The following is a 13086-nucleotide window of genomic DNA, read 5'->3' as shown; positions in this document are numbered from 1 at the left end:
ATGACACAAAAATTTGAAATGGCTGACCGCTTTGACGCTTCAGCAGTAGAACAAGCCCTATATAAACATTGGGAAGAGAGCGGTTATTTTAAACCGTCTGAAAATGAAAATGTGCCGAGTTACTGCATTGCGATTCCACCACCAAATGTGACCGGTTCACTGCATATGGGACACGCATTCCAACAAACCTTGATGGATACTTTAATCCGTTTTAACCGCATGGAAGGCAATAACACTTTATGGCAGGCGGGTACTGACCATGCGGGAATTGCCACTCAAATGGTGGTGGAGCGTAAAATTGCCGCGGAAGAAGGCAAAACCCGTCACGATTATGGTCGTGAAGCCTTTATTGACAAAATTTGGGATTGGAAAAACTATTCAGGTGGCACTATCAGCCAACAAATGCGTCGTTTAGGTAACTCAATCGACTGGGATCGCGAACGTTTTACCATGGATGACGGCTTGTCCAATGCGGTAAAAGAAGTGTTTGTGCGTTTGCACGAAGAAGGCTTGATCTATCGCGGTAAACGCTTGGTGAACTGGGATCCGAAATTACATACTGCGATTTCCGACCTTGAAGTGGAAAATAAAGAGAGCAAAGGTTCGTTGTGGCATTTCCGTTATCCATTGGCGAACGACTTAAAAACTGCCGACGGTAAAGATTATTTAGTGGTTGCCACCACGCGTCCGGAAACAATGCTCGGCGATACTGCCGTAGCAGTGCACCCTGAAGATGAACGTTACCAATCGCTGATTGGCAAAACCGTCGTGTTGCCGTTGGTGAATCGTGAAATTCCGATTATTGCTGATGACTATGTGGATCGTGAGTTCGGAACGGGCGTGGTAAAAATCACCCCTGCACACGACTTTAATGACTATGAAGTGGGCAAACGCCATAGTTTACCAATGGTAAACGTGCTAACCTTAAATGCGGATATTCGCGATGAAGCAGAAATTATCGGCACAGATGGTAAACCCTTAAGCGATTATACGGCTGAAATTCCTGCCGATTTCCGTGGTTTAGAGCGTTTTGCCGCGCGTAAAAAAATCGTTGCCGATTTCGATGCATTAGGTTTATTAGAAGAGATTAAGCCGCACGATTTAAAAGTGCCTTACGGCGACCGTGGCGGCGTGCCGATTGAGCCAATGCTAACAGACCAATGGTATGTGTCAGTAAAACCGCTTGCCGAAGTAGCGACCAAAGCGGTGGAAGACGGCGAAATCCAATTCGTACCGAAACAGTACGAAAATCTGTATTTCTCTTGGATGCGGGATATTCAAGATTGGTGTATTTCCCGCCAATTATGGTGGGGACACCGCATTCCGGCTTGGTATGACGCAGAAGGAAATGTGTATGTTGCGCGTAATGAAGCAGAAGTGCGATCAAAATACAGCTTAAATTCTGATATTGAACTTAAACAAGATGAAGACGTATTGGATACCTGGTTTTCATCAGGTTTATGGACATTCTCAACCTTAGGCTGGACTGGGGATAAAGCAAAAGATGCTGAAAACAAAATGCTCCGAATGTTCCACCCGACTGATGTGTTGATTACAGGTTTCGACATCATTTTCTTCTGGGTTGCACGGATGATTATGTTTACCATGCACTTCATCAAAGATGAAAACGATAAACCGCAAGTGCCATTTAAAACCGTGTATGTGACAGGTTTGATCCGTGATGAACAAGGTCAAAAAATGTCGAAATCCAAAGGGAACGTGTTAGATCCGATTGATATGATCGACGGTATTTCGTTAGAAGATCTGCTTGAAAAACGCACGGGCAATATGATGCAACCGCAATTAGCGGAAAAAATCGCAAAAGCGACCCGCAAAGAGTTTGAAAATGGCATTGCCGCACACGGCACGGATGCGTTACGTTTCACTTTGGCGGCTCTTGCAAGCAATGGCCGTGACATCAACTGGGATATGAAACGTTTAGAGGGCTATCGCAATTTCTGCAATAAATTATGGAATGCAAGCCGATTTGTGCTGACCAACGATAAATTGGATTTAAGTGAAGGTGAAGTGGAATATTCACTGGCAGATCGTTGGATCAAAAGTGCCTTTACTCGCACGGTGCAAGAATATCGCAATGCTTTAAGCCAATACCGTTTTGACTTAGTGGCAAACACGGTGTACGAATTTACGTGGAACCAATTCTGCGACTGGTACTTAGAATTAACCAAGCCTGTATTTGCTAACGGCACGCAAGCCCAAAAACGTGGTGCAAGCCGCACGCTTATCAGCGTGTTAGAGCAATTATTGCGTTTAATTCACCCAATTATGCCGTTTATCACCGAAGAAATTTGGCAAAAAGTGAAAGGCTTTGCCAATATTGAAGCGGATACCATCATGCTACAAAACTTTCCGAAATTTGACCGCACTTGGCTGGACGAACAGGCGGAAGCAGAAGTAAACTGGCTGAAAGACGTGATTACGGCGGTGCGTAATATTCGTGCAGAAAGCAATATTCCACCGAGCAAAGGCTTGGATTTATTGCTGCGTAATCTAAACGAGAAAGAAAGTGCGGTGCTAAATTCCAATGAATCGTTGCTCAAAGCAATGGCAAAACTGGATTCTGTTGCCATGCTTGTGCAAGGTGAAGAAGCACCGCTTTCCGTTACCAAGTTGGTAGATAAAGCCGAATTATTTATCCCAATGGCAGGGTTTATCGACAAAGCTGCCGAACTTGCCCGTTTAAATAAAGAAATTGAAAAATTAAACGGCGAAGTCAAACGCATTGAAAGCAAACTGGGCAATGAAGCCTTCGTAGCCAAAGCACCGGAAGCGGTAATTGCCAAAGAACGTGAAAAAATGCAAGGCTACCAAGAAGGCCTTGAGAAACTCAAAGTGCAGTATCAGGCGATTGAGGCGTTGTAAGAAGATCTACCTATTACGCATTTATCTTCTTCTCGCCTGCTTGCGGGCGAGAGAAAAACAACTAAAAAGCAGTCAATGTTGTCTACTATGTGCTAAATCATGAATTTAAGGATACGGTTAACAATGTTAGAATTGGGGGCATGAAAACCACTCGCAATTCCCAATATTTTTCGCTATAATCCGCAACCAGTAATTGTTCTTTTGAAAATCCGGTGGAAATATGAATCCAATGTTAAATATCGCTATTCGAGCAGCACGAAAAGCGGGTAATGTTATTATGAAAGGCTATGAGCGTCTTGATGATGTTCAATCCGTATCTAAAAATCAAAACGATTTTGTGACCAATATCGACAAAGCGTCGGAAGCGGCGATTGTAGAAGTGGTGCAAAAATCTTATCCTGATCACACGATTATCGGCGAAGAAATGGGCACACTTGAAGGGGCTAATAATGATGTACAATGGGTGATTGATCCACTGGATGGCACCACTAATTTCATCAACGGTTTCCCGCATTTTTCTGTTTCTATCGCCATTCGTGTAAAAGGTCGCACGGAAGTAGGCGTGGTTTATGATCCAATTCGTAATGAACTATTTACCGCAGTGCGTGGTAAAGGCGTGAAATTAAATGATGTTCGTTTACGTATTGAAAATAAACGTGAATTAAAAGGTACTGTGCTTGCTACCGGCTTTCCGTTCAAACAACGTCGTTTAATGCCGACACAATTTGTGATTATGCAAAGTTTAGTGGAAAACGAAGTGGCGGATTTCCGTCGTAGCGGATCGGCGGCATTGGATTTGTGTTATGTCGCGGCAAATCGTGTGGATGGTTTCTTTGAGATGGGCGTGCAAGCGTGGGATATTGCCGCAGGTGATTTGATTGTACGCGAAGCAGGCGGTTTGGTGTGCGATTTTGTTGCCGGACACAGCTATTTAAAATCCGGTCATGTGATTGCCGGTTCTGCTAAGATTGTGAAAGATATCTTAAATACGGTACAACCGCATTTGATTGATGAATTGAAAAAATAATCAAAAACATACCGCACTTTTTAAGGCATAATCTGTTGGGTTATGCCTTTTTCGTTGTATATGAACGGTAAATATGATAATTTTATTCCGTCAATCCGACAGAAACTAACGAAAATTTTATGAACGAAGAACAGTCGAGTAACTTAAATCAAACCGAATCTACTCAAAAAAAATCTTTTTTCCAATCTTTATTTGGTCGTTTTTTCCAGAGCGATGTTAAAAATCGCGAAGAACTGGTTGAAATGATCCGTGATTCCGAGCAAAACGAACTGATCGATCAGAATACCCGTGAAATGATCGAAGGGGTCATGGAAATCGCCGAGTTACGAGTACGGGATATTATGATTCCCCGTTCCCAAATCGTCTTTATTCAGACAGAACAAGATCTGGATTCCTGTTTAGAGATCATTATTGAATCGGCACACTCGCGTTTTCCGGTGGTGAGTGATGATCGAGATAATATCGCCGGCTTATTATTAGCAAAAGATTTATTGAAATTCCTGCGTTCTGATTCAGAAGAATTTAATTTATTGGATTTGTTACGCCCGGCGGTGATAGTGCCGGAAAGCAAACGTGTTGACAGAATGCTTAAAGAATTTCGTTCCGAGCGTTTTCATATGGCAATTGTGGTGGATGAATTTGGTGCAGTGTCCGGTTTGGTGACTATTGAAGATATTTTAGAGCAAATCGTAGGCGATATTGAAGATGAATTTGATGAAGAAGATATTGCCGATATCCGCCAGCTTTCCCGCCATACTTATGCGGTGCGTGCGTTAACGGATATTGATGATTTTAATGAAAAATTCGGTACGCATTTTGCCGATGAAGAAGTGGATACTATTGGCGGCGTGATCATGCAGGCGTTCGGTTATTTGCCGAATCGCGGAGAAGACATCACCTTGGAAAATATCAACTTCAAGATCACTTCTGCGGATAGTCGGCGGATTATTCAGTTGCGTGTAACCGTATCGGACGAGCAATTAGAAGAAATTGAAAAAGACGGAAATGCTGAAGAATAATTTATGAAAAATATAGTTTATTATATTATGGCACTGGTTTCTGGTGCCATTGGTTTTTTAGCCTTCTCCCCCTTTGATTACTGGGGTGTAGCTTATGTGTCGTTATTAGGTTTAATTGTCGTCGCAAAAAATCCGTCAAAAAAGACCGCACTTTGGAGCGGTTTTTTATGGGGGCTGAGCTTTTTCAGCATTGGTGTAAGCTGGCTACACGTAAGTATTCACCAATTTGGCGGTTCGCCATTGGTGGTAAGCTATCTGTTAGTGGTGTTGTTATCGGCGTATTTAGCTTTATTTCCAACGCTTTTTGTGTACATCGTGCAGCGCTTTCAAGTTAAAAGTGCGGTGCTTTTTGCGGTAATTTGGACGGCAACGGAATTTTTACGGAGTTGGTTATTTACCGGTTTCCCTTGGTTGCAATTCGGTTATACGCAAATTGACAGCCCGTTTTTCGGTTTGGCACCGATTTTCGGTGTAACGGGCATAACCTTCTTTGTGATGTGGGTAAGTGCGGTCATTTTCAACTTAATTTCTGCCTTGTTCGGTCAATATCGCAAAATCAATGTTGCCGTTGCCAGTGTATTGATGTTAGCCGTGGTTGGTGGATTAAGTGCTTTCGCAGGATCAAAACAGTTTGTGAAAGAAGTACCGGAAAAAGCCTTAACCGTCACATTGGCACAGGGCAATATTGAGCAAAATCTAAAATGGGATCCGGATTATTTATACCGAACGATCGGTATTTATGAAGAACTGATTCGGGAAAATTTAGGCAAGTCCGACGTGATTATTCTGCCTGAATCCGCCATTCCCATGTTGGAAAACCAACTAACACCAATGCTGGACTCGTGGCAAAAATCCGCAGAAAAAGCAGGCACGGAAATTATTCTTGGCACGGTATTTGAAGACAACGCTATGGGGAAATTATTTAATTCCATTATTGTGTTGGGCAACAGTCAACAACCTTATAATCTGGCGACTACAAACCGTTACAATAAACATCATCTTGTACCATTTGGCGAATATGTGCCGCTGGAATCTTTGTTACGTCCGCTGGGTTCGGTGTTTAATCTGCCGATGTCTGCATTCCAAAGCGGAGCAGAAGTGCAGGAACCATTAATGGTTCAAGGACGAAATTTTACATCTGCTATTTGCTATGAAATTATTTTTGGTTCACAGTTGCAACGCAATATCGGCAAGCAAACGGATTTTATTCTGACTATTTCCAACGATGCCTGGTTCGGCGATTCCATCGGTCCGTGGCAACATCTGCAAATGGCAAGAATGCGTGCCTTGGAATTAGGCAAACCGGTAATTCGTGCGACGAATACGGGGATTACCGCATTTATTGATGCACAAGGCAAGATCGTTGAACAAGCCCGTCAGTTTGAATCATTGAATTTAACCCGAAAAATCGCACCGACAGAAGGCAAAACACCTTATGCAATATTAGGTAATATGCCGTTATATGTGATGTCGTTAATGTTTGTGTTAATACGGATTTTGGGCGCAGTGATTCTGCGGAGAATTAAGAATAACGCGAAATAGAAGGTGTAATGGACAAAAATCCCACATTTTTATCCATTACATCAATTATTATCTATTGCTTAACTTATCCAATACCGCTTGTGGTACCAGACCCGACACATCCCCACCGTGTAATGTAATTTCTCGAATCATAGTAGAAGAAATATAGGAATGATGTTCGGAAGGTGGCAGAAAAAGACATTCAACATTTTTACTTAAATGACGATATAAATGAGAAAGCTGTAGTTCGTATTCAAAATCCGCTACCGTGCGAACCCCACGAACAATTGCTTGTACATTGTATTGCTCAACCACATTAGAAATAAGATCGGAGAAACCGATAATTTCCACGTTATTTAAAAGTGCGGTAGATTTTTTCACTAATTCCACGCGTTCTTCTAAAGAAAACAAGGTCTTTTTGGTGGGATTGGAGGCCACTGCCACTAACACTCTCGGGAATAATTTAGCGGCTCGGCAAATAATATCTAAATGTCCGTTGGTAATGGGATCAAAGGTTCCGGGGTAAATCACTGTTGTTTGCATAAACGATCCTATTTTTCTAAATATGGTTTTAATAAATTAAGTAAGCGATCTAATGCACCGCGATTTTCCACCAACACTTCATAGCCGGCTTCACCATAGGCTATGCGGGTATTATAATGGCTGAGTAAATTATCCACCGAATGTGCCAAATCTTGTGCGGTTTCATTCACAATCACCACTCCTTGTACTTCAACTAATTTGGTAAATACTTCCGGAAAGTTAAAAGTATATTTTCCGGAAATCACCGGTAATTTAAATGCCAGTGGTTCTAAGGGATTATGCCCGCCGTGTTTTACCAAACTACCGCCGACAAACGCGATATTGGCAATACCGTATAATTTCATTAATTCCCCCATAGTATCACCCAGAGCAACTTGAGTTTGGGGACTTGGAGGGATTTGTTGACTGCGACGAATATAACTGAGCCCTGTTTTATTAATAAGTTCTGCCACTGCATTAAAACGTTCGGGATGGCGAGGCACTAAAATTAATAATAAATTGGGATATTTTTCCAATAACATACGATGTGCTTCCAACACAATACTTTCTTCGCCTTCATGCGTGCTGGCGGCAATCCACACCGGTCGTCCGGCAGACCATTGATCATACAATGTGCGAATGTTTTTCAGCAAGCCGTCGCTCAGCACTAAATCATATTTAATATTTCCTGTCAGCTGAAGACGCGTCGGATCATATCCTAGGGATAAATAACGCTGTCCGCTGATATCATCTTGCGGTGCGATCAATGCGATATCGTTTAAAATATTCTTAAATTTACTTTTTACCAAAGCATAGCGTTTTGTCGAACGGGCAGAGAGCCGTGCATTTGCTACAATAAAAGGAATATGACGATTGTGCAGTTGACGAATCAAATTCGGCCAAATTTCCGTTTCAATCACAATACAGGCTTTTGGTTGCACAAAACGAATAAAGCGTTGTAAAGAATAAGGCAAATCATAGGGTAAATAAACATGCGTTACAGAATCACCAAACGCGGCTTTGACACGATCTGAGCCCGTAGGCGTTACCGTTGTCATAGTAATAGGTAAATCAGGATAATTCTCTCGGATCTTATGAACCAACAGCGTTGCAGCGATCACTTCTCCGACAGAAGCTGCATGAATAATAATGCCGTTTGGTTTGGGCGGTGTGAGTATGCCATAAAAACCGTAACGTTCCGCCAATCGCTTACGATAATTAGGTGATTTGATGCTACGTAGTAACATGAATAAAATTAACAGCGGTTGGGCAAAATACATTGCCATTGTATATAAAAAACGAAACATAAAATTTAGTCAGAAAATTAAATTACGCTTAGTATAGCTGATATCAACAGAAATTTATGTATTCTCCCATAAAAAAGTGCGGTCAAACTTTTAAAAATTTAACCGCACTTCAGCATATTAATAAATTATTTAATAATCATATGTGCTAAAGTATAGCCCACTAAACAGGCTGTTATTACACCAATTAACCCCGGTACCATAAAACTGTGGTTAAAGTAGTATTTACCGATTTTAGTTGTACCTGTCACGTCAAAGTTCACTGTTGCGATATCTGACGGATAGTTAGGAATAAAGAAGTAAGCATAAGTCGCTGGAATTAATCCCACTAACACCGCTGGCGGCAAACCTAATTGGATACCAACCGGCAACATCATTACCGCCGTAGCCGCTTGGCTGTTGATTACTACGGATACCGCAAATAGGGCAAATGCGAATGTCCAAGGATAATGTTCAACCATCGATGTGACAGCCGCTCTGAATTCAGGCATTGCATATTGGAAATACGTATCACTCATCCATGCAATACCGAAGATTGCGATACAAGCCACCATACCGGATTTAAATACCACACCATTCGGGACGGTTTGCGGATTGGTTTTGGTTAATACTAAGATGATACCGCCGAATGCCAACATCATCATTTGAATCACGTAAGACATTGAAATCGGTTTCACGGCTTTACCATCGACCACTTCACCGATAGTACGCACTTCAGGCCACATGGCGATAATAACAACTACAATTAAAGACAATAGGAATAAATAAACGGACAATTTTGCTGATTTCGGTAGCTCGTCGTTTAAAGAAGTAGAAGTCGTACTTAAAATACGCTCACGCCATACAGGATCTTGCAAACGACGTTGATATTCCGGATCATCCTCTAATTCTTTACCGCGACGTAGGCTATATAATGCCATTGCCAATGTACCTAAGAAAGTCGCCGGAATTGTCACAGAAATGATGTTTAACAATGAAATGTGGTCATAACCCGGAATTTTAGTAATTTGTGTTAAATAATAAGCAATTGCTGCGGATAATGGGCTTGATGTAATGGCAAGCTGTGATGCCACGGATGACACTGCCATTGGACGTTCCGGACGAATTTTATTTTTTAACGCAACATCACCAATAATTGGCATAATAGAATATACTGAGTGACCGGTACCTAACATAAAGGTCATAATATAAGTTACCAATGGACCAAGTAAGGTGACACGTTTCGGATTGCTACGCAAAATACGCTCTGCGATTTGTAACATATATTTTAAGCCGCCGGCAGCTTCAAGAATAGAAGCACAGGTCACCACCGCAAGAATAATCAACATTACATCGATCGGCGCTTTACCCATCGGCATACGTAATACAAATACTTCGATAATCAAACCAATTCCGGAAATCACCCCTAAACCGATACCACCAAAACGGCTACCGGTATAAAGCATCAATAATAGAAATAAAAATTCTAAATAGAGCATAAATTCACCTTTAAAAATTAAGAATAAAAACTGTTCAAGATCATACTTAATTTGTGGTATTTCACAATGAAAATTTTAAGATTTATACGATTTATTAATTTAGATCAAATTTCACGGGATGGAGAAATAAACAAAAAAGATAAAGAAAAGTGCGGTAGGAAATAAAAAAATTTTAGGCGGTTAGAAAAACCGCCTAAATACATCTTATTGATTGTTTTGAACATAATCAATAGCTGATTGAACAGTTGTAATTTTCTCAGCATCTTCATCAGGAATTTCAATATCGAATTCTTCTTCTAAAGCCATTACTAATTCAACTGTATCTAAAGAGTCTGCGCCTAAATCTTCAACGAAAGATGCTTCCGGCTTAACTTCTTCTTCTTTAACGCCTAATTGTTCAACAATGATTTTTTTTACGCGTTCTTCAATGCTCATTTGTTTTTTCCTATTGTAGTTTTCGCTTTAAAGCGATGAGATGAATAGTTTATGTATTATTCATTGAGGTTTCAACTTTCTAAGGAGTGGTTAAACCACCCAAAATTGTTACTTCAATTTCAGCATACATAACCAAAGTTACATAGCTTGCTAGATTTTAGCATTAAGATAATACTTTTGTCAGCTTTTATCTTAAAAATCTTAGCTCATATACATTCCGCCGTTCACATGCAGCGTAATTCCGTTAATATATCCGGCATCCTCGGAAGCTAAGAACGCCACCGCTTTAGCAATATCCTTCGGTTCACCCAATTTACCCGCAGGCACTTGAGATAAAATACCGGCTTTTTGTTCGTCCGTTAAAATTTCCGTCATATCCGTTGCAATAAAGCCCGGAGCCACGACATTTACCGTAATACCACGAGAAGCCACTTCTTTTGCCAATGCTTTGCTAAAACCAACTAAACCTGCTTTTGCCGCACAATAATTAGCTTGGCCCGGATTACCGCTTGAACCGACTACGGAACCGATAGTAATAATACGACCGGCACGTTTTTTCATCATAGAACGTAACATGGCTTTAGATAAATAATAAACCGATGTTAAATTGGTTTGTAAAATATCAAACCATTCGTCGTCTTTCATTCGCATTAATAAATTATCACGGGTGATACCGGCATTATTGACTAAAATATCGATATCGCCGAATTCCGCTTTAATTTCTGCTAATGTCGAGTCAATAGAAGCGAAATCAGACACATTTAAAACCAACCCTTTGCCACTTGCTCCCAAATAAGCCGAAATACTTTCAGCCCCCTTTTCAGATGTCGCAGTACCTATTACAGTTGCACCTTTTGCCGCCAATTCTTCTGCGATTGCACGACCGATACCGCGCGTCGCACCGGTCACCAAAGCGATTTTACCTTGCATATTTTATCCTCTATGTTAATAAATGGGCTACGCTAACAACTCTTCAACCGCAGTCAATGATGCCAAATCATTCACTGCCGCTGCCTGTAAATCTGCCACAATACGTTTTGTCAAGCCGGTTAAGACTTTATTCGGTCCGATTTCTACCAATACTTCAACGCCGTTTGCCGCCATTTTTTCAACGGTTTCGGTCCAACGAACCGGGCTGTAAAGCTGACGCACAAGTGCGGTGCGAATTTTATCACTTTCTGTTTGAGCTTTCACATCCACATTATTCAATACCGGTGTCGTTGGGGTTTTCACTGAGATACTTTCAAGAGAAATTGCCAATTGATCTGCAGCCGGTTTCATTAATGCACAATGCGAAGGTACGCTTACCGCTAACGGTAATGCACGTTTTGCACCGGCCTCTTTGCATAATGCTGCAGCACGTTCAACCGCCGCTTTGCTACCTGCAATCACTACTTGACCCGGTGAGTTAAAGTTCACCGCTGAAACCACTTCGCCCTGCTCCGCCTGTTTACACGCATTGATAATCGCTTCATTATCCAAACCGATGATTGCATACATTGCACCGGTACCTTCCGGCACGGCTTGCTGCATCACTTTACCGCGCAGCTCCACTAATTTGATCGCATCTTGGAAATCCATCACACCGGCACATACTAAAGCTGAATATTCACCTAAGCTATGACCTGCCATCACTTGTGGTTGTAAACTTGGGTATTTTTCTTGCCATACACGATAAATCGCTACGGAAGCCGCCAAAAGTGCAGGTTGAGTTTGCCAAGTTTTATTTAATTCTTCTGCCGGGCCTTTTTGTACTAATGCCCATAAATCATAGCCTAAAGCCTCTGAGGCTTGTTTGAATGTAACTTCGATGACTGGGTATTCTGTTGCCAATTCTGCCAACATACCCACGGCTTGGGAACCCTGTCCCGGGAATACCATTGCAAATTTTTTCATTCTTTTTTCCTGTTATTTCAATTAATTAGAAACGTACTAAAGCTGAACCCCAAGTCCAACCACCGCCAAAACCTTCGAGTAAAAGTAATTCGCCACGTTGAATACGTCCATCGCGTATGGCATCATCCAATGCCATCGGAATACTTGCCGCACTGGTATTGCCGTAGCGATCCAATGTTACTACTACTTTAGACATATCCATTTCTAATTTTTTTGCCGTAGCCGAAATAATACGTAAATTCGCTTGATGCGGCACCAACCAATCTAAAGCGGATTTATCCAAATTATTTTCCGTTAATGTTTCTTCCACCACATTCGACAGCTCACGCACCGCCAATTTAAAGGTTTCATTACCTTGCATAACAATATAACCGGATTTCTCACTGTTGCGGGATTCTTGCGGCAACATCAACATTTCCGCTTTTTCCAGGGAAGCGTGTAAATGAGTTGAGATAATACCGCTTTGTTCGCTGGCTTCCAAGATTACCGCACCGGCACCGTCACCGAATAATACGATAGTGCCGCGATCTTCCGGATCCAAATGACGAGAATTTAAATCAGAACCGATAACCAAGGCTTTTTTCACTTTACCGGTACGAATAAATTGATCCGCGACGCTTAACGCATAAATAAAACCGGTACAGGCCGCAGCCAAATCAAAGGCAATAGCATCTTGAATCCCAAGTAATCCTTGTACTTGACAAGCTGCACTCGGGTAAGCATGGCTGTTTGTAGTAGTTGCGACTAAAATTAAATCGATCTCATTAGCATCAATACGGGCAGCTTGCAAGCATTGCTTTGCAGCCTCTGTTGCCATTGTTGCGGCAGTTTCATGATCATCAGCAATACGGCGTTCTTTGATACCACTGCGTTGTGTAATCCATTCATCAGAAGTATCCACCATTTTTTCCAGGTCTGCATTAGTTCTAATATTTTTCGGGGCATAACTGCCGGTTGCTAAGATTTTACTATACATATCAATTTCTCAATTCAGAGTTTAA

Annotated in this window: 11 protein-coding genes; 4 read left to right on the top strand and 7 right to left on the bottom strand. The window is 41.6% G+C overall.

The window, feature by feature from the left end:
• From EDC44_RS04460 to lnt, 4 genes are all read left to right on the top strand, one after another.
• Positions 1-2883: a valine--tRNA ligase gene (locus EDC44_RS04460; RefSeq protein WP_131975780.1), complete on the top strand. Its 2883-nt coding sequence runs from the start codon at positions 1-3 to the stop codon at positions 2881-2883.
• Between the two features lie 220 nt (positions 2884-3103).
• Positions 3104-3910: an inositol-1-monophosphatase gene (gene suhB, locus EDC44_RS04455; RefSeq protein ID WP_131975778.1), complete on the top strand. Its 807-nt coding sequence runs from the start codon at positions 3104-3106 to the stop codon at positions 3908-3910.
• A 119-nt stretch (positions 3911-4029) separates the two neighbouring features.
• Positions 4030-4929 carry a CNNM family magnesium/cobalt transport protein CorC gene (gene corC, locus EDC44_RS04450; RefSeq protein WP_131975776.1) on the top strand — a complete coding sequence of 300 codons (900 nt, stop codon included), beginning with the start codon at positions 4030-4032 and terminating at the stop codon, positions 4927-4929.
• Positions 4930-4932: 3 nt separating this feature from the next.
• The gene (lnt, locus tag EDC44_RS04445) at positions 4933-6471 is read left to right on the top strand and encodes an apolipoprotein N-acyltransferase (RefSeq protein WP_131975774.1); all 1539 of its coding nucleotides are present in this window, start codon (positions 4933-4935) and stop codon (positions 6469-6471) included.
• 48 nt (positions 6472-6519) lie between these two features.
• Here the strand turns inward: lnt and coaD are convergent, their stop codons facing one another.
• From coaD to EDC44_RS04410, 7 genes are all read right to left on the bottom strand, one after another.
• A complete protein-coding gene (gene coaD / locus EDC44_RS04440; RefSeq protein WP_131975772.1) occupies positions 6520-6993 on the bottom strand; it encodes a pantetheine-phosphate adenylyltransferase in 474 nt (157 codons plus the stop codon).
• Between the two features lie 8 nt (positions 6994-7001).
• Positions 7002-8279, bottom strand: a complete 1278-nt coding sequence (waaA, locus tag EDC44_RS04435; RefSeq protein ID WP_131975770.1) for a lipid IV(A) 3-deoxy-D-manno-octulosonic acid transferase — start codon at positions 8277-8279, stop codon at positions 7002-7004.
• A 125-nt stretch (positions 8280-8404) separates the two neighbouring features.
• Entirely contained in the window at positions 8405-9754 is a 1350-nt protein-coding gene (locus EDC44_RS04430) for an anaerobic C4-dicarboxylate transporter (protein ID WP_131975769.1), read from the bottom strand.
• A 204-nt stretch (positions 9755-9958) separates the two neighbouring features.
• Positions 9959-10189 (bottom strand): acyl carrier protein, encoded by a 231-nt coding sequence (acpP, locus tag EDC44_RS04425; protein WP_131975767.1) that lies wholly within the window; start codon positions 10187-10189, stop codon positions 9959-9961.
• 201 nt (positions 10190-10390) lie between these two features.
• A complete protein-coding gene (fabG, locus tag EDC44_RS04420) occupies positions 10391-11119 on the bottom strand; it encodes a 3-oxoacyl-ACP reductase FabG (protein WP_131975765.1) in 729 nt (242 codons plus the stop codon).
• Positions 11120-11146: 27 nt separating this feature from the next.
• Entirely contained in the window at positions 11147-12085 is a 939-nt protein-coding gene (gene fabD / locus EDC44_RS04415) for an ACP S-malonyltransferase (RefSeq protein WP_131975763.1), read from the bottom strand.
• Between the two features lie 25 nt (positions 12086-12110).
• The gene (locus tag EDC44_RS04410) at positions 12111-13061 is read right to left on the bottom strand and encodes a beta-ketoacyl-ACP synthase III (RefSeq protein WP_131975761.1); all 951 of its coding nucleotides are present in this window, start codon (positions 13059-13061) and stop codon (positions 12111-12113) included.
• Positions 13062-13086 lie beyond the last annotated feature (25 nt).

This window comes from Cricetibacter osteomyelitidis, assembly GCF_004340985.1.
In the GTDB taxonomy this organism is placed as follows: domain Bacteria; phylum Pseudomonadota; class Gammaproteobacteria; order Enterobacterales; family Pasteurellaceae; genus Cricetibacter; species Cricetibacter osteomyelitidis.
This window is presented reverse-complemented; position numbering and strand designations above follow the sequence as displayed.